Origin of the sequence: Nocardioides zeae, from assembly GCF_030818655.1 — a bacterium.
Lineage (GTDB): Bacteria > Actinomycetota > Actinomycetes > Propionibacteriales > Nocardioidaceae > Nocardioides > Nocardioides zeae_A.
Map to the genome: position 1 here is coordinate 4,251,055 of NZ_JAUTAN010000001.1, position 16,833 is coordinate 4,267,887.

The window sequence follows — 16,833 nt, forward strand, 5'->3', positions numbered from 1 at the left end:
TGACGCATGGCTCCGTCGCGCTCGACCCGTTCCACGAGGCGCGTCACCCACTCCCGCGAGCAGATCGTGGAGACGGCGACCGCGATCCTCGACGCCGAGGGCATCAAGGGGCTAACGCTCCGTGGCCTCGCCGCCGAGCTCGGCGGCGGGTTGGGGAGCATCTACTGGCACGTGGCCGGCAAGGAGGAGCTCGTCGGGCTGGCCTGCGACGAGCTCGTCGGCCGGGCGCTGGCCGCGGCGGAGTCGGCGGGATCCGCAGGGACCGGGGAGGGCCCCGGGGACGCGCGCGACGACGTACCGTCACCGCCGCTCGAGGTCGACCTCGGCACGACGGACCCCACGGTGGTCGCGGCCGCGACCCAGCTGCGGCGCATCGCGCTGGCGCTGTTCGCCCAGATGGACCGGCACCCCTGGCTGCCGGGGCAGGTCGAGCTCAGCGGTGGTCAGCCCAACGGGCTGCGGGTGTGGGAGCACATGGGGCGGCCCCTCGCGGCGATGGGCCTGACGCCCCGCCAGCAGTTCCACGGCAGCACGGCGCTGCTGGGGTACGTCGTGGGTGTCGCCACCCAGATGTCCTCGCAGGACGCGATCGTCGACCCCGCGCTCGACGCCGACGAGCAGCTCGACCTCGTCGTCAGCCGGTGGCAGGACCTCGACGCGACCGAGTTCCGCTGGATCCGCTCGATGGCCGAGGAGTTCCGTCGGCACGAGGACCTGGAGCAGTTCGCGGCCGGGCTCGACCTGCTCGTGCTCGGCCTCGTGCGCCAGGCGCTGGGCGAGGACTGAGCAGGCGCTGGGGCCGGGCGCTCAGGAGCTCGCGCGGGCCCGCTCGGCGAGGCGCACGGCCGCGTGCTGCACGAGCGGCACCTCCTCGGGGTCGCGCGCGGCCTCGTGCGGCACCTGGCCGCCGAGCAGCGCGGCCGGCTGCGTGAGCCAGGCCCACACCTGCCAGGGATCCATGCGCGCGGCGAGCAGCGGCTCGAGCACGGCCCCCAGCTCGGGCCGCAGGTCGCCGGCGTCGTCGAGCTGGAACGCCGGCACCATGGTGCGGCCGTCGTCGTGCACGACGACGAGGAGCCCGCCGCGCTCGGCGGCCTTGTGCACGGCGAAGCGCGTTGCGTTCTCCGACCGGCCCCGCAGCTCGGCGAGGCTCGCGTAGGTGTGCCACGGGCTCGTGAGCAGCCCCGCCCGCACGGCCGCCTTGCGCCGCAGCTGCACGAGCGCGACCGGCACGGCGTGGGCCGGGTCGTCGCCCTGCTGGTGGAGCAGGGCGTCGAGCTCCTCCAGGCGTTCCGGCGTCAGGGGCTCGCCGGTGCCCGGCTCCGTCCAGTACGCCGCGCCGTCGGCCCCGCGGCGGAACGACGGGAGGCCGGCCGGGCCGAGCTGGTCGGCCAGGCCGATCTCCTCGAGCCAGGCCGCCAGCCGCTCGCCGGTGCCCCCGTCGTCCCCGAGCCTGCGGACCCGGCCGTGCACGGTGCGTGCCCTACTTGGACTTGCGGGCGCGCGACGCGATCTTGGCGCGCTCGTTCTGGTCGAGGACGACCTTGCGGATGCGCACCATCTCGGGCGTCACCTCGACGCACTCGTCCTCGCGGCAGAACTCCAGGCACTGCTCGAGCGACAGCTTGCGCGGCGGGATCAGCTTCTCGAAGTTGTCGGAGGTCGCGGACCGGATGTTGGTCTGCTGCTTCTCCTTGGTGATGTTGACGTCCATGTCGTCGGCGCGGGAGTTCTCGCCGACGATCATGCCCTCGTACACCTCCGTGGTGGGCTCGACGAACATGACGCCACGCTCCTGCAGCGCCGTCATGGCGTACGCCGTCGCGGCGCCCTTGCGGTCCGCCACCAGCGAGCCCGAGGCGCGCGAGCGGATCTCGCCGGCCCACGGCTGGTAGCCCTCGGAGATCGAGTGGGCGATGCCGGTGCCGCGGGTCTCCGTGAGGAACTCGGTGCGGAAGCCGATGAGGCCGCGCGCGGGCACGACGAACTCCATGCGGACCCAGCCGGTGCCGTGGTTGGTCATGCCCTCCATGCGGCCCTTGCGGGTGGCGAGCAGCTCGGTGATGGTGCCCAGGTACTCCTCCGGCGCGTCGATCGTGAGGCGCTCGGTGGGCTCGTGGACCTTGCCGTCGATCTCGCGCGTGACGACCTGCGGCTTGCCGACGGTGAGCTCGAAGCCCTCGCGGCGCATCTGCTCGACGAGGATCGCCAGCGCCAGCTCGCCGCGGCCCTGCACCTCCCACGCGTCGGGGCGGTCGGTGGGCAGCACGCGGAGCGACACGTTGCCGATCAGCTCGGAGTCGAGGCGGTCCTTGACGAGGCGGGCGGTGACCTTCGCGCCCTTGACCTTGCCGACGAGCGGCGAGGTGTTGGTGCCGATCGTCATCGAGATGGCGGGCTCGTCGACGTGGATGAGCGGCAGGGCGACCGGGTTCTCCGGGTCGGCCAGCGTCTCGCCGATCATGATGTCGGGGATGCCGGCGACGGCGACGATGTCACCGGGGCCCGCGGACTCGCCCGGCTTGCGCTCGAGGCCCTCGGTGACGAGCAGCTCGGTGATGCGCACGTTCTTGACGTCGCCGTTGCGCTGCATCCACGCGACGGTCTGGCCCTTCTTCAGGTGGCCCTGGCGGATGCGCAGCAGGGCGAGACGACCGAGGAAGGGCGACGCGTCGAGGTTGGTGACGTGGGCCTGGAGGGGGCCGTCCTCGTCGTACGACGGCGCCGGGATCGTGTCCAGGATCGTGCGGAACAGCGGCTCCAGGTCGCTGCCCTCCGGCATGGTGCCGTTCTCGGGCTGCGTGAGCGAGGCGATGCCGGCCTTGCCGGAGGCGTAGACGACCGGGAAGTCGAGCGCGTCCTGGCTGTGGGAGTCGTCGAGCAGGTCCATGAACAGCTCGTAGGACTCGTCGACGACCTCGGAGATGCGCGCGTCGCTGCGGTCGGTCTTGTTGACGACCAGGATCACCGGCATGTCGGCGTTGAGCGCCTTGCGGAGCACGAAGCGCGTCTGGGGGAGCGGGCCCTCGGAGGCGTCGACGAGCAGCACGATGCCGTCGACCATCGACAGGCCGCGCTCGACCTCGCCACCGAAGTCGGCGTGGCCCGGGGTGTCGATGATGTTGATGGTCATGCCGTCGGGCGCCGACGGACCGGTGTAGCGGACCGCGGTGTTCTTCGCGAGGATCGTGATGCCCTTCTCGCGCTCGAGGTCGCCGGAGTCCATGACGCGGTCGGCCACGCCCTCGGCCTGGTGCTCCGTGAAGGCCCCCGCCTGCTTGAGCATCGCGTCGACGAGCGTGGTCTTGCCGTGGTCGACGTGCGCCACGATGGCGACGTTGCGGAGGTCGGAGCGGAGCGTGGTCATGAGGTGCGGCGTCACTTCCGTCGAGGGATCTGGGTGGCACACCGGTCGCCGGAGGGCCCCGGCGATCTTAGTGCCCCGCACGGCCAGGGCCGATTCGTTGGCCGCTACCCTGCGTCTGTGATCCAGACCGAGACCTCGCCGACCGCCGAGTTCGACCGCGACGTGGCGTTGACGCCCCTCGACGGTCCCGACGAGCCGGTACGCCGCTTCTCCGGCCACCTCCCGGGCGGCTGGTCCGTCGGCGGAGGCATCAACGGGGGCTTCCTGCTCGCGCTGCTCGGCACGGCCGTGCGTGAGACCGTGCCGGACCGGCCGCACCCGGTGGCGGTGGCCGCGACGTACGTCGGCGCCTCGACGGAGGGCCCCGCCGAGGTGACGACGCGGATCGTCCGCCGGGGCACCCTCACCACCGTCGCCGCCGAGCTGGCGCAGGACGGCGCGGCCCGCATCACCGCGCTCGCGACGTTCTCCGACCTGGCGGGGCTGACCGACGAGGTCGGCACCACGGCCGTCGCGCCGGTGCTGCCGCCGCCGGAGGACTGCGTCGCCACCTCGGACGGGCCGGAGGAGTTCCTGCGCATCGCGCCGCTCGTCCAGCGGTTCGAGATGCGGCTGACGCCGCGGAGCATCGGCTGGGCCCTGGGGCAGCCGTCGGGGACGGGGGTGCTCGAGGGCTGGTTCCGGCTGCGCGACCGCGAGCCCGACCCGCTGATGCTGCTGCTCGCGTGCGACGCCATGCCGCCGGTCACGTTCGACCTGGGCCGCCCCGGCTGGGCCCCGACGGTGCAGCTGACGACGCACGTCCGCGCCGTACCGGCCCCGGGGTGGCTCGCGATGCGCCAGTCGACGACGAACCTCGCGGGCGGGTTCTTCGAGGAGGACTGCGAGATCTGGGACTCCGCCGGCCGCCTCGTGGCCCAGGCCCGCCAGCTCGCGCGGGTGCCGCGCTAGCCCGCAGCGCGAATTTCCCCGGTCGACCGGGGAACACGCCACTTTGACCATCAATATTGATGGTCAAAGCGACACTTTCCCCGGTCGACCGGGGAAAGTGTCAGCCCGTCACCGCGGCGGGCGCAGCGCGACGAGCCACCGCCGTCGGGGGTGCTCGGTGGGGGTCCACAGCAGGCGCTCGGCCGGCGACCACGCCAGGTCCTCGGGGCCCATGGGGGCCGCGGCCACGGTGCGGCGCCAGCCCCGGGCGTCGTGCGAGCGGGCGGTGACGAGGCTGCCCGGCAGCCACCCGCCGTGCGACGTCGTCACGTGGAGGCGGCCGTCCACCGACGCGACGCCCTGCATGCCCTTCACGCCCGTGTCGACGACCTCGCTGGCCCGCGTCAGCGTCGGGTCCTCGGCCGAGCCCGCCGGGAGGCCGTCGTCGGCGAGCGGGAAGCGGGCGATGCGCGTCGACTTCTCGCCGCGGCCGTACTCACCCACCACCAGCGACCGCGTGCCCACGTCGAGCGACAGGAACGACCAGCGCAGCCTCTCGGTGCCCTCGTCCGCGCCGCCGCGGTGGTCGACGCGGGTCGGCAGCACCCAGCGGTACCCGAAGGCCGTCCCCCGCTCGCCGTCCCCGAGGTGCACGAGGTCGTCGAGGTGCGCCGACACGCAGCCCTTCCCGGTGGCGGCGACGTGCAGCCACGACCCCGACCAGACGACCCCGCCGGCGTGGACCGGCACGGGCTCGTGGTCGACGGTGCCGTCGTCGCGGCGTACCGGCTTCACCAGCAGCACGTGCCGGTAGGCCCCGGTCCCGAGGTCGAGGAACGTCAGGCGCGCGCCCTGCTTCACCGGGCCCCCCGAGCCGGGACCGGGCACCGCCTTCGCGTACGACGACACGACCGCCACCCGCCGTCCCCCGAGGCCGTCCGGGACGGTGCCGAGCCCGGTCGCGTCCTCGGTCGTCGTCACGCCCTGCGGCCACCACTCGTTGCGTCGGTCCTCGGCGTCCCAGCCCCAGGCAGCGGCGACGCGGCGGCCGAGGAGGCGCGGCACGACGCTGCGGTGCGCCCGGCGGTCCAGGTCGCCCAGCAGGGCCTCGAGCCCGGGGCGGGTGCCGATGCGGGCGGCGAGCTCGTCGACGAGGGGCTCGCGGGACGACGTGCGACGGACGTGGAGCGCGGCGGTCATCCCTCGACGCTACGGGGCGGGCCCGTGCGCCGGGGTCCAGAATGGAGCCGTGCGCGCCATCTTCTTCGACCCCGACGACGCCGAGGCCGCGGTGGCGCGGCTCCGACGGGACGGCTACGAGGCCGCGGTCGAGCGCGAGCGGCTCGCCGGCGAGGACGACGACGAGGACCACCCCTGGGCGGTCGTCAGCGACGCGCCGCCCTTCGTGCTCGAGGTCGTGTGCGACGACCTCGACGGCTGGTTCGACGCCGAGGAGGCCGAGCCGGTGGCGCCGCCCCCGCCGCTCGTCCTGCCCACCGCCCCGCGGCGCGTCAAGCGGCCGCCCGCGTGAGGGAGCGGTGCGGTGATGTCGGTGCCGCGCCGTACCCTCGCCCCGTGACCTCTCAGCACCTCCTGCTCGTGCACGCCCACCCCGACGACGAGACGATCGGCCAGGGCGCCACGATGGCGAAGTACGTCGCGGAGGGTCGCGGCGTCACCCTCGTGACCTGCACCGGCGGCGAGATGGGCGAGGTGCTCGTCCCCGAGCTCGAGCACCTGGCCGCCGACCGCGACGACACGCTGGGGGAGCACCGCAAGGGCGAGCTCGCCGACGCGATGGCGATCCTCGGCGTCACCGACCACCGCTACCTGGGCGGGTTCGGGCGCTACCGCGACTCCGGCATGAAGTGGCACCCCGACGGCCACGCGGTCGCCGCCGACGAGACCGACGAGCGGGCGTTCGCCAACGCCGACCTCACCGAGGCGGCCGACCACCTCGTCGCGGTCATCCGCGAGGTGCGGCCGCAGGTGCTGGTGACGTACGACCAGTTCGGGGGCTACGGGCACCCCGACCACATCCAGGCCCACCGGGTGGCGACGTACGCCGCGGTGCTCGCCGCCGTGCCGTCCTACCGCCGCGACCTGGGCGAGGCGCACGACATCGCGAAGATCTACTGGGGCGCGATGTCGGAGAGCCAGTTCCGCGACGGCCTCCGGAAGCTCCGCGCCGCCGGTGACACCACGACGTTCGAGGGCATGGACCCGGAGGGCCCGATGCCGATGACCTCTCCCGACGCCGACATCGCCTGCCGGGTCGACGCGAGCGACTACGCCGAGACGAAGATGGACGCGATGCGCGCCCACGCCACCCAGATCACCGTGGACGGCCCGTTCTTCGCCCTCTCCAACAACCTCGGCAACGCGATCTGGGGCATCGAGCACTACCGGATCGCCAAGGGCGAGGTCGGCCCCGTCGACGCCGCCGGGTGGGAGACCGACCTCTTCGCCGGGCTGTGACGCTCGCGCTGCGCATCGCGCTCGGTCTCGGCCTCGTGCTGGCCGGCGCGACGAGCGGGCTGGCCTCCGTCGTCGTCGGCGGACGCTGGTGGGGCGTCGGCCTCGCTGCGGTGACCGCGGCCGCCGTGTTCGTGGCGCTCCCGCGCACCCGGCTCGCCTGGTGCACCTTCGCCGCCGGGTGGGCGGCGATGCTGCTGGTCGTGCTGGAGGGCCGCCCCGAGGGTGACTTCGCCGTGGCGGACGACGGGAAGGGCTACGCGATCCTCGTGCTCGGCTTCCTTGTCGCGCTCGCCGGGGTCGTCGCGCTCGCCGGCGGCCTCGACCGCCGCCCGGCGGGGGAGCGACCCGGCCGTCCGAAGGGGTGAACGGGGTGCACGGGGTCGGCGCGCCGACCCGGCATACCTAGGATGGCGCCCGTGACTGACGCTGACGAGCCCACCGACCGGCCCGACGCCGGCTTCGAGGGCGGGGACACTGCCGAGCGCCCCGCCGTGCGGCCGTCCGCGGCGAGTCCGGAGCAGGCCCCCGAGACGGAGCGCCTCTCCCTCATGGATCCCGACGAGCCCACGGAGGAGCCGGTGGCCCAGCAGCGCCGTACGGGTCGGGTCGTGGCCCTCTCCGCGCTCGCGCTCGTGCTCCTGGCCGCGGGCCTGTACGTCGCGGCCTACGCGGTCGCGGGCGACAAGGTCGCCCGGGGCACGTCCGTGGCCGGCGTCGACATCGGCGGCCTCACGCAGGAGGACGCGGAGCAGGCGCTCGAGGACGGTCTGGCCGACCGCGTGCAGCGCCCCATCGCCGTGACGGTGGCGGACTCGGACCTCTCCGACGAGCTCGACCCGGGGGCCGCGGGCCTCGAGGTCGACTACGCGGCATCGGTCGCCGCGGCCGGGGGCGAGCGCAGCTGGGCGCCGCGCCGGCTGTGGGACTACTTCACGGGCGGCGACGAGCTGCCGGCCGTGGTGAAGGCGGACGACGCCGCCGTAGAGGAGTTCCTCGCCGGTCTCGAGGAGGCGGCCGGCCAGCCGCCCGTCGAGGGGGCGATCGCCTTCACCGACGGCCAGCCGGTGGTCACCGACCCGATGCCGGGTCGCGGGTTCGAGCGGGACGCGGCGGTCGCGGCGATCGAGGACGCCTTCGTCGCCGAGGACGGCACCGTCGAGCTGGCCCTCGCCGACGTGGCGCCGACCATCGACGCCGACGAGATCGAGACCGCGCTGGCGACCTTCGCGGAGCCGGCGATGTCGGGTCCCGTGACCCTCGTCTTCGGCGAGACGCCGGTCGAGCTCGACCCGGTGGAGTACGCGCCGGCGGTCTCCATGGTCGCCGAGGACGGGGCCCTCGTGGGCCGGATCGACGGCGCCGTGCTGAAGGACCTGGTCGACGACCGCGTGGGCGACCCGGGTCGCCCGGTCGACGCCACGGTCGTGATCGAGAACGGCGAGCCCGTCGTCGTGCCCGCGGAGCCGGGCGTCGACTTCCTCCCCGACACGCTGGCGGCGGTGTTCACGGAGGTCGTGACCGCCCCCGAGGGCAGCCGGGAGGGCACCGTCGAGGCGGAGGCCGTCGAGCCGGAGTTCACGACCGCGGACGCCGAGGCCCTCGGCATCGTGGAGGAGGTCAGTGAGTTCACGACCTACTACCCCCACGCGCCGTACCGGAACACCAACATCGGTCGCGCGGCCGAGCTGATCGACGGCACCGTGCTCAAGCCCGGCGACGTCTTCTCGCTCAACGGCATCGTGGGGGAGCGCACCTACGAGAACGGCTTCACCGACGGCTTCATCATCTCGAACGGCATCTTCCGCTCCGAGCCCGGCGGCGGCGTCTCGCAGATGGCGACGACGACGTTCAACGCGGCCTACTTCGCCGGCCTCAAGGACGTCGAGCACAAGCCCCACTCGCTCTACATCGACCGCTACCCCGAGGGTCGTGAGGCGACGGTGGCGTGGCCGACGGTGGACCTGAAGTTCGAGAACGACACCGAGCACGGCGTGCTCGTGCAAGCGATCCTCAGTCCCAGCTCGCCGGGCAACCGCGGGTCGATCACGGTGCGCATGTGGTCCACGAAGACGTGGGACATCGAGTCCGACGTCTCGGGCCGCTACGCCGTCACGAGCTCGAGCACCCGCACCCTCGACACCGCGGACTGCGAGCCCCAGAGCGGCTCGAGCGGCTTCTCGGTCGACTACGACCGGATCTTCCGCGAGCCCGGGTCGGACGAGATCGTGCGCACCGAGGACTTCAGCTGGACCTACAGCCCCACCCCGACGATCCGCTGCGTCTCGCCGGAGCCGGAGCCGACCCCGCCGCCGGTCGAGCAGGCCGACCCGGTGGAGCCGGGCGAGGCGGGCACGGGCGGCTGAGGCCGCTCTCCGTCCCGCGCTAGCGCCGCGGCGCGAGGTACGTCGCCGTGTGGTGCTCCTCGAACCCGAGCCCTGCGTAGAGCGCCAGCGCCGGCGCGTTCGTCGTCAGCACGTGCAGCACGACGGTGGTGACGCCGCGTTCGGCGACCTCGCCGAGCAGCCCGGCGACCACGTGTCGCGCCAGCCCCGTGCGCCGGTACGCCGCGTCCGTGCGCACGTCGTGCACGCAGGCCCAGTCGCCGCGCAGGTCGGCGAGACCGGTCGCGATCCGGTGGCCGTCGGCGGTGACCGAGGCCCGCACCCGCTCGACGTCGGGGGCGGCGCCCTCGACCGGCCCACGCCGGGTCTCGGCCGTGCCGGTGTCGCCGCGGCCGTCGATCGGACCGAGGGCGCGTCGCAGACGGGCGACCGACCCGACCTGCACCGCCACGGCGTGCCCGGCGAAGTCCGGCGGCTCCGTCCAGCCCGCGTCCCGCAGGGCGGCCTCCTCGGCCGAGCCCAGCGGGACGCACAGCTCCGGTGGGCGGTCGCGCGCGGCGTACCACTGCTCGACGGCCACCAGCGCCTCGCCGAGCGGGCGGTCGGGGCTGCCGTAGGCGAGCACCGAGTTCGCGCGCCGGCGCACGCGCCCCTCGTGCGGCGGCGACACCTGCAGCAGCCAGTCGCCCAGCGTGGCCGTCTCGCCGGGCCACAGCCCGCGCACGCGCCGCTGGACCTCGCGGCCGGGCACGCGCTGCAGCCGGCTGGCGCGGGGCGGCACGGGCTTGCCCGAGACGATGAGCGCGTGGGGGACGGTGACGGCGGTGCCGTCCGCGCGCCGTACGACGAGGTCGGGCCACCACCCCTCCGCCACGCCCAGCAGGTCGGTGAACGCGGGCCCGCCGGTGGGGCCGGTCTCGCCGGGGACGAGTCGGCGCACGACGATGCGGGTACCGACGACGTGCGGTCCGAGACCGTGCGCGCCGGTGACGGGTGACCCGCTGTTCACATCGTGGGGTTCGTCGGGGGAGGTCACCTCGCGGATACTAGGCTGGCGCCGCGCGTGATCCGCGCCCGTGCATCCCGCTCGACCCGCACCACCAAGGCACGACCGCGTGCCCCGTGACTCCAGGAGGACCCGAGATGACGTACGTCGTCGCCCAGCCGTGTGTGGACGTCAAGGACCGCGCGTGCGTCGACGAGTGTCCGGTCGACTGCATCTACGAGGGCAGCCGGATGCTCTACATCCACCCCGACGAGTGCGTCGATTGCGGCGCGTGCGAGCCGGTCTGCCCGGTGGAGGCCATCTACTACGAGGACGACACCCCGGAGGAGTGGAAGGAGTACTACACGGCCAACGTGAACTTCTTCGACGACCTGGGCTCGCCCGGTGGCGCGGCGAAGATGGGCGTGATCGAGGCCGACCACCCCTTCATCGCCGCCCTGCCGCCCCAGAACCAGGAGTGAGCGCCCCGGCGCGGCGCGCCGTCTCCCAGCGCCTGCCCGACTTCCCCTGGGACGGTCTGGTGGAGCACGCGGAGCGCGCGCGCTCGCACCCCGACGGCATCGTCGACCTCTCCATCGGTACGCCGGTGGACCCGACCCCCGAGGTCGCGCAGGCCGCCCTGGCTGCGGCCGCGGACGCGCCGGGCTACCCGACGACGATCGGCATCCCGGCCGTGCGCCAGGCGGCGATCGACTGGCTGGCGCGCAACCACGGCGTCACGGGCCTCGGCCTCGACGGCGTGCTGCCCGTGGTGGGCTCCAAGGAGCTCATCGCGGCGCTGCCGCTGCACCTGGGCATCGGCCCGGGCGACCTGGTGGTGCTGCCGGAGGTGGCCTACCCGACGTACGAGGTCGGTGCCGCCCTCGCCGGCGCCGAGTCGCTCGCGACCGACTCGCTGACGGCGCTCGGGCCGCGGGTGCCGGCGCTGCTCTTCCTCAACAGCCCCTCGAACCCGACCGGCCGCGTGCTGCCGACGGCGCACCTGCGCAAGGTGGTCGAGTGGTGCCGCGAGCGCGGCGTGCTGCTCGTCAGCGACGAGTGCTACATCGAGAACAGCTGGGAGGGCCCGGTCACGTCGGTGCTCCACCCGGACGTCTCCGGCGGCTCGCACGAGGGCATCCTCGCGATCCATTCGCTGTCGAAGCGGTCCAACCTCGCGGGCTACCGCTGCGCCTTCGTCGCCGGCGACCCGGCCGTGGTGGGCGAGCTGCTCGCCGTCAGGAAGAACCTCGGCCTCATCATGCCGCTGCCGCAGCAGCACGCGATGATCGCCGCCCTCGGCGACGACGCGCACGCGCTGGAGCAGCACAGCCGGTACGCCGCGCGTCGTGCCCGCCTCCGCGCGGCGTTGGAGCGGGCCGGCTTCCGGGTCGACCACTCCGAAGCGTCGCTCTACCTGTGGTCCACCCGCGGCGAGGACTCGTGGGACACCGTCGCCTGGCTCGCCGAGCGGGGGATCCTCGTGGCACCGGGGGCGTTCTACGGCGCGGCGGGTCGTCAGCACGTGCGCGTGGCGTTCACCGCGACCGACGAGCGGATCGACGCCGCGGTGGCGCGGCTGGCCTGAGGGTCGGGCTGCGGGCTGCGGGCTGCGGGCTTCTGGTTTCTGGTTTCGGGCTTCTGGTTTCGGGCTTCTGGGTGGCCCGCGGGTCGCGAAATGTGCGGTTGGGGTGGGTCTGGTCGAGCCGGGCCTGCTCCAGCTGCACATTTCGGGCCGCCGGTGGGGGTGTCGCGGGTGGCCCCCGTTGGCCGGGTCGCGAGATGTGCGGTTGGGGTGGGTCTGGTCGAGCCGGGCCTGCCCCAGCTGCACATTTCGGGCCGCCGGTGGGGGTGTCGCGGGCGGCGCCCCGTTGGCCGGGTCGCGAAATGTGCGGTTGGGGTGGGTCTGGTCGAGCCGGGCCTGCCCCAGCTGCACATTTCCGGGCCGCCGGTGGGGGTGTCGCGGGTGGCGCCCCGTTGGCCGGGTCGCGAGATGTGCGGTTGGGGTGGGTCTGGTCGAGCTGGGCCTGCCCCAGTTGCACATTTTCCGGCCCGCCGGTGGGGGTGTCGCGGGTGGCCCCCCGTTGGCCGGGTCGCGAGATGTGCGGTTGGGGTGGGTCTGGTCGGGCCGGGCCTGCTCCAGCTGCACATTTCCGGCCCGCCGGTGGGGCGCGCGTCGGGCGCCCGCCCTACGCCGCGTGCCTGCCGTCGCTGGTCTGACCGTCAGCCGGGCCGTCAGCCGGGCCGTCGCGCGGATCTTCCCTCTCACCCTCCTGGGCATCCGCGCGTCGCGCGTTGGTCCGCCGTGCCCAGCGGCCACTCAGCTAGGCCCGCCCGGCGGGGGTCTCGCCGCTGGTACGCAACAGCCGCCACCACGCCAGCACCCGCCGCTGGTCGTGGGCGAGTCCGGCCGCTTCGTAGAGCTCCCGCGCCAGCTGCTGCGACCGCTCCACGAGGTCGTCGCGCGTGACGGCGATCCGCCCCCAGTCCTCGGACCTCAGTCGTCGGTCGCGGCGCAGCCCGTCGGCGTACGCCTCCTTCTCGCGGTGGACAGCGCCGTCGTACTCCACCAGCGTCCTCGTGCCCACGACCCACAGGTCACCGCGGGCGACGAAGGAGCCGGCGGCCGTCCGCACCTCGTGCTGCGCCACCACGGGCACCCGCAGCGTGCGGCACAGCGCGCCGAGCGTGACCTCGGGGGCCGACTCGGCGCGTCCGGGGTCGACCAGCAGTGCGAGGGCCTCCCGGAGCCGGCTCGCCCCCCGGGCGCCGGCGCGGGCCGCTGCCGCCTCGACCTCGGCCAGGGTGACCGCAGGGGCGTCGCCCGGCGGGCGCAGCGCGCCACCGAGGACGACCGCCAGGTCCAGGGGACCCAGCAGGCGCCCGCAGTCGAGGAGGGTCCGCACGGGCGACGCCAACCGCAGGTCACCGACCCGGTCGACCGTGGGCGCCTCGACCGCGCGGATCAGCCGCACCTCGGGGCGCCGACTCTGCCCGGACCCCACCCGCGTGGTCGCGAACACCGGCACGTCCTCCGGCAGCATCGGCAGCCACCACCCCCGTGCGGACGCGGCCGTCAGCCCGGTGAGCACCGCGTCGTCCGGCAACGCCTCCTGGCAACCACGCAGGTCCAGCAGCTCCGCCTCCTCCGCGTCGGACCGGCGATGGACGCCACGTGTCACCCGCTCCCAGCCGGCCCGTCGGAGGCGCCCCACCCGCAGGTCAGGGGGCAGGTCGACAGGGAGGTCGGGGTCCGTGGGCACGGGTACGACGCTGCCCCACCCGCGACGTCCCCGGGGCCTCGCGGACAGCGCCTGGGGACAAGGTCCCGATGCCACCCGCCTGGGGACCACCAGCGGGCCGAGGCCGGCGAGCGCCCCGGCCGCAACCCACCCCGACCCCCGAACTGGGACGCTGGGGCGGGCCCGAGCCGGCCGGACCTGCCCCCTCCGCACATTTCCGGTCCCGAGGCCACGCGAGTCCGGTCCCGACGCCACGCGAGTCCGGTCCCCGAGCCCACGCGAGGCCGCCCCACCCCGCCCCCCTCATCTCACCCATCGAACATCCGTCCCACCATCCGGACCCAGAATTCGCGCCCGCCCGGCATCCGCCTACATTGGGCGACGTGTTCACGACCTTGCTGACGAAGCGACGCGCAGTCGACCACTGCCGCGTGCGCTCCGCCCTGTGTCGCTGCTCCTGACCGACTGACGCACGCGCCTCGCCGATGCGCGACGACAGCGTCCCGGCACGTCCACGCCCCCGGGCATGACTCGAACAGCACCCGAACACCACCGTCAGGAACTCCATGTCCACCGACTCCGCCGCGCGTCCCGCGGGTGCCCCCGCCACGGGGGCCGGCATCGACCCCCGTGGTCCGCAGCTCGCGGCCGGCATCACGTCCGTCGTGCTCGCCGTCGCCCTGCTGCTGGGCGACAGCCCCGTGGCGCTCGTGCTGCTCGGCGTCCAGGCCGCGGTCTTCGCGGTCGGGGCGGCGGCGGGGCCGCAGCACGCGCCGTACGGCTGGGTGTTCCGCACCCTCGTCCGGCCGCGGCTGCAGCCGCCGACGGAGCTCGAGGACCCGGAGCCGCCGCGCTTCGCCCAGGCCGTGGGCCTCGGGTTCGTCGTGGTCGCCCTGGCGGCGTACCTGCTCGGGGCGACCCTCGTCGGCCAGGTGGCCGTCGGGTTCGCCCTCGTCGCGGCCCTGCTGAACGCGGTCTTCGCGTTCTGCCTGGGCTGCGAGGTCTACCTGCTGCTCAAGCGCGCCACCGCCTGAGCCGCGCACCACCCGTCCGACGTCCAGCACCACAACCGAAAGGCACCAACCATGAGCCGTGAGTCCGCACTCGTCTCCACCCAGTGGGTCGAGGACAACCTCGACAGCGACGGCATCGTCGTCGTCGAGGTCGACGAGGACACCACGTCCTACGACAAGGGCCACATCCGTGGCGCCGTGAAGCTGGACTGGACGACCGAGCTGCAGGACCAGGTCCGCCGCGACTTCGTCAACAAGCAGCAGTTCGAGGAGCTCCTGTCCCGCAAGGGCATCTCCAACGACGACCTGGTCCTGCTCTACGGCGGCAACAACAACTGGTTCGCGGCCTACGCCTACTGGTACTTCACGCTCTACGGCCACACCAACGTCAAGCTCGTCGACGGCGGCCGCAAGAAGTGGGAGCTCGAGTCCCGCGAGCTCACCAACGAGGTGCCCGAGCGCGCCGCCACGCAGTACGTCGCGCAGGAGCAGGACCACTCCATCCGCGCCTTCCGTGACGACGCCATCGCCGCCATCGGCGTGCAGAACCTCGTCGACGTGCGCAGCCCCGACGAGTTCGCGGGCCGCCTCCTCGCCCCGGCCCACCTCCCGCAGGAGCAGGCCCAGCGTGCCGGCCACATCCCCACGTCGCTCAACGTGCCGTGGAGCAAGAACGTCAACGACGACGGCACCTTCAAGTCGGACGAGGACCTCAAGGCCCTCTACGCCGACGCCGGCATCGACGACTCCAAGGACACCATCGCGCTCTGCCGCATCGGTGAGCGCTCGTCGATCACGTGGTTCGTGCTCAAGGAGCTCCTGGGCCACGAGAACGTGAAGAACTACGACGGTTCGTGGACCGAGTACGGCTCCCTCGTGGGCGTGCCCGTGGTCCTCGGCGACGAGCCCGGCGAGGCCTGACATGTGTGGAGCCACCAAGGGCGGCCTGTCCCTCGACGGCGTCAACGTCGCGAAGGAGGCCGTGATCCAGGGCCAGGTGCTGCGCGACGGCGAGCCCGTCGAGAGCGCCTACGTCCGTCTGCTCGACCGCACCGGTGAGTTCACCGCGGAGGTCCCGACCTCCGCGACGGGCCACTTCCGGTTCTTCGCCGGTGACGGCGAGTGGACCCTGCGGACCCTCGCCCCGAAGGCGGAGCCCGTCGACCGCGCGGTCGTCGCCCGCACCGGCGTGGTCGCCGAGGTCGAGATCGCCATCTGAACCACCCCGTACCACCCGCACGGGCCCCGGAGCACTGCTCCGGGGCCCGTCGGCGTCTCCCGGCGGTGCGGTTCACTGGTGCGGTGCCGTCTCCCGCCTCGGACCTCGTCGTCGTGCGCCGCGGCGCCCTCGTCGTCCTCGGCATCGTCGCGCCGGTCGTGACGCTGCTGGGCGTCGCGCTGCTCCTCGGGAGCGGCAACGGGGTCGTCCTCGTGCCGGGGCTGCTGCTCTGCGTCGCCCTGGCGGGCGGGGTGGCCCAGGAGCGCGCGTACGCCGCCCTCGAGCGCCACCCGCCCGTCCCGACCCTCGTCGTGCTGCGCGGGGGCGAACCGGCCCTGTTCCTGCCGCGGGACGGTGCGGTGGTCCGCAACGTGACCCGGATGCTGCTCGGCGCGGGTGTGACACTGCTCATCGGGGCGGTGCTCGCCCTCGTCGCCGCCCACTGGGTCCTGGCCTCGGCCTGCGGGCTGGTCGGCATCGCGCTCGTCGTCGTCGCCTCCCCGGGCCGCGACACGGCGGGCGGTGTCTGGCTGACGCCCCACCGGGTCATCGCGGAGCACCTCGGCACGACGTGGGAGGTGCCGTGGACGGCCATCGCCGGCGTCGATCCCGCGGAACCACTGGGGATCCGGGTGCACGCGGGCGCCCGACCGGTCGTGGACCGCCACGGCCCCCCGGTCCGCTCGTGGCGCGTCCGCCCGCTCACCGTGAGCACGCACCGGCTGGCGGGCGGCGCGGAGACCGCGGCGTACGTCGTGGGGCGGGCCGCCGCCGACCCGCGGTTCCGCGCGGGGCTGGGCACGCCGGGGTCGCTGCCTCCGATGGTCTAGACGCACCCTCAACGTTGCCGCAAGGGAGACGGAAGCGCCTCCGGATCGCCCTAGCGTCGTGGTGTCGAGACCACGGCGATTCGAGGAGCTCCGGTGCGGAGGATGAAGCGGCTGGCCCGCGCGATGCGGTGCTGGATGAAGTACGGCGACAGGTGCCCCCACCACCCGAGCTACCACCCCTGACCGGGTCCGTGGCACACGTCACGAGGTTGAGTGGTCTAGACCTGGTTCTCGGACGATTGGGATCGGTGTCACCCTTGGGGGTGAGGGGTGAACGTCTCGAGAAGGAGGAACCGGAGAAGCATGGCTCGTCGTGGCCCAGTTGAGCAGCGACGCTTGCGGAGGACGCTGCAGTATTCGCTGCTCGTCATCCTGTCGATCGTCACGGTCGTGCTCTGCTACCTGGCGGTGACGCGCACGCCGTAGA

17 protein-coding genes are annotated in these 16,833 nt (G+C 73.8%); 12 read left to right on the forward strand and 5 right to left on the reverse strand.

Annotation, left to right across the window (positions count from 1 at the left end; translation table 11 throughout):
- Positions 1-6: 6 nt before the first annotated feature.
- Entirely contained in the window at positions 7-786 is a 780-nt protein-coding gene (locus QE405_RS20105; RefSeq protein WP_307204697.1) for a TetR/AcrR family transcriptional regulator, read from the forward strand.
- A gap of 21 nt (positions 787-807) precedes the next feature.
- Here the strand turns inward: QE405_RS20105 and QE405_RS20110 are convergent, their stop codons facing one another.
- Both QE405_RS20110 and typA read right to left on the reverse strand, forming a co-directional pair.
- Positions 808-1,473, reverse strand: coding sequence for a hypothetical protein (locus QE405_RS20110; protein ID WP_307204704.1), 666 nt, complete (start codon positions 1,471-1,473; stop codon positions 808-810).
- 10 nt (positions 1,474-1,483) lie between these two features.
- On the reverse strand, positions 1,484-3,367 hold the full coding sequence (gene typA, locus QE405_RS20115) for a translational GTPase TypA (RefSeq protein WP_307204720.1): 1,884 nt from the start codon (positions 3,365-3,367) through the stop codon (positions 1,484-1,486).
- A gap of 117 nt (positions 3,368-3,484) precedes the next feature.
- Here typA and QE405_RS20120 point away from each other — a divergent pair, with 117 nt between their 5' ends.
- A complete protein-coding gene (locus QE405_RS20120) occupies positions 3,485-4,318 on the forward strand; it encodes a thioesterase family protein (protein ID WP_307204729.1) in 834 nt (277 codons plus the stop codon).
- Positions 4,319-4,426: 108 nt separating this feature from the next.
- Here the strand turns inward: QE405_RS20120 and QE405_RS20125 are convergent, their stop codons facing one another.
- On the reverse strand, positions 4,427-5,497 hold the full coding sequence (locus QE405_RS20125) for a hypothetical protein (protein WP_307204737.1): 1,071 nt from the start codon (positions 5,495-5,497) through the stop codon (positions 4,427-4,429).
- A 49-nt stretch (positions 5,498-5,546) separates the two neighbouring features.
- Here QE405_RS20125 and QE405_RS20130 point away from each other — a divergent pair, with 49 nt between their 5' ends.
- From QE405_RS20130 to QE405_RS20145, 4 genes are read left to right on the forward strand one after another with little or no spacing between them, the layout of a single operon-like run.
- A complete protein-coding gene (locus QE405_RS20130) occupies positions 5,547-5,828 on the forward strand; it encodes a hypothetical protein (protein ID WP_307204742.1) in 282 nt (93 codons plus the stop codon).
- Positions 5,829-5,872: 44 nt separating this feature from the next.
- Complete coding sequence (gene mshB, locus QE405_RS20135; RefSeq protein ID WP_307204759.1) at positions 5,873-6,775, forward strand: N-acetyl-1-D-myo-inositol-2-amino-2-deoxy-alpha-D-glucopyranoside deacetylase; 903 nt, start codon at positions 5,873-5,875, stop codon at positions 6,773-6,775.
- Positions 6,772-7,140: a DUF6113 family protein gene (locus QE405_RS20140; protein ID WP_307204767.1), complete on the forward strand. Its 369-nt coding sequence runs from the start codon at positions 6,772-6,774 to the stop codon at positions 7,138-7,140. The genes mshB and QE405_RS20140 overlap by 4 nt, the downstream gene beginning before the upstream one ends.
- Before the next feature lie 51 nt (positions 7,141-7,191).
- Entirely contained in the window at positions 7,192-9,138 is a 1,947-nt protein-coding gene (locus tag QE405_RS20145; protein ID WP_307204774.1) for a VanW family protein, read from the forward strand.
- A 19-nt stretch (positions 9,139-9,157) separates the two neighbouring features.
- Here QE405_RS20145 and QE405_RS20150 read toward each other — a convergent pair whose 3' ends face one another.
- Positions 9,158-10,153: a GNAT family N-acetyltransferase gene (locus tag QE405_RS20150; protein ID WP_307204780.1), complete on the reverse strand. Its 996-nt coding sequence runs from the start codon at positions 10,151-10,153 to the stop codon at positions 9,158-9,160.
- 107 nt (positions 10,154-10,260) lie between these two features.
- Here QE405_RS20150 and fdxA point away from each other — a divergent pair, with 107 nt between their 5' ends.
- Positions 10,261-10,584, forward strand: a complete 324-nt coding sequence (fdxA, locus tag QE405_RS20155) for a ferredoxin (RefSeq protein WP_307204787.1) — start codon at positions 10,261-10,263, stop codon at positions 10,582-10,584.
- Positions 10,581-11,690 carry a succinyldiaminopimelate transaminase gene (gene dapC / locus QE405_RS20160; protein ID WP_307204802.1) on the forward strand — a complete coding sequence of 370 codons (1,110 nt, stop codon included), beginning with the start codon at positions 10,581-10,583 and terminating at the stop codon, positions 11,688-11,690. The genes fdxA and dapC overlap by 4 nt, the downstream gene beginning before the upstream one ends.
- Before the next feature lie 736 nt (positions 11,691-12,426).
- Here dapC and QE405_RS20165 read toward each other — a convergent pair.
- Positions 12,427-13,365 (reverse strand): hypothetical protein, encoded by a 939-nt coding sequence (locus QE405_RS20165; protein ID WP_307204807.1) that lies wholly within the window; start codon positions 13,363-13,365, stop codon positions 12,427-12,429.
- Positions 13,366-13,910: 545 nt separating this feature from the next.
- Between QE405_RS20165 and QE405_RS20170 the strand changes: the two genes are divergently transcribed.
- From QE405_RS20170 to QE405_RS20185, 4 genes are all read left to right on the forward strand, one after another.
- Positions 13,911-14,378, forward strand: coding sequence for a DUF4395 domain-containing protein (locus QE405_RS20170; protein WP_307204815.1), 468 nt, complete (start codon positions 13,911-13,913; stop codon positions 14,376-14,378).
- Positions 14,379-14,429: 51 nt separating this feature from the next.
- On the forward strand, positions 14,430-15,278 hold the full coding sequence (locus QE405_RS20175) for a sulfurtransferase (RefSeq protein WP_307204822.1): 849 nt from the start codon (positions 14,430-14,432) through the stop codon (positions 15,276-15,278).
- Position 15,279: 1 nt separating this feature from the next.
- The gene (locus QE405_RS20180) at positions 15,280-15,576 is read left to right on the forward strand and encodes a DUF1416 domain-containing protein (RefSeq protein ID WP_307204830.1); all 297 of its coding nucleotides are present in this window, start codon (positions 15,280-15,282) and stop codon (positions 15,574-15,576) included.
- An 83-nt stretch (positions 15,577-15,659) separates the two neighbouring features.
- The gene (locus QE405_RS20185; protein ID WP_307204837.1) at positions 15,660-16,406 is read left to right on the forward strand and encodes a hypothetical protein; all 747 of its coding nucleotides are present in this window, start codon (positions 15,660-15,662) and stop codon (positions 16,404-16,406) included.
- Positions 16,407-16,833 lie beyond the last annotated feature (427 nt).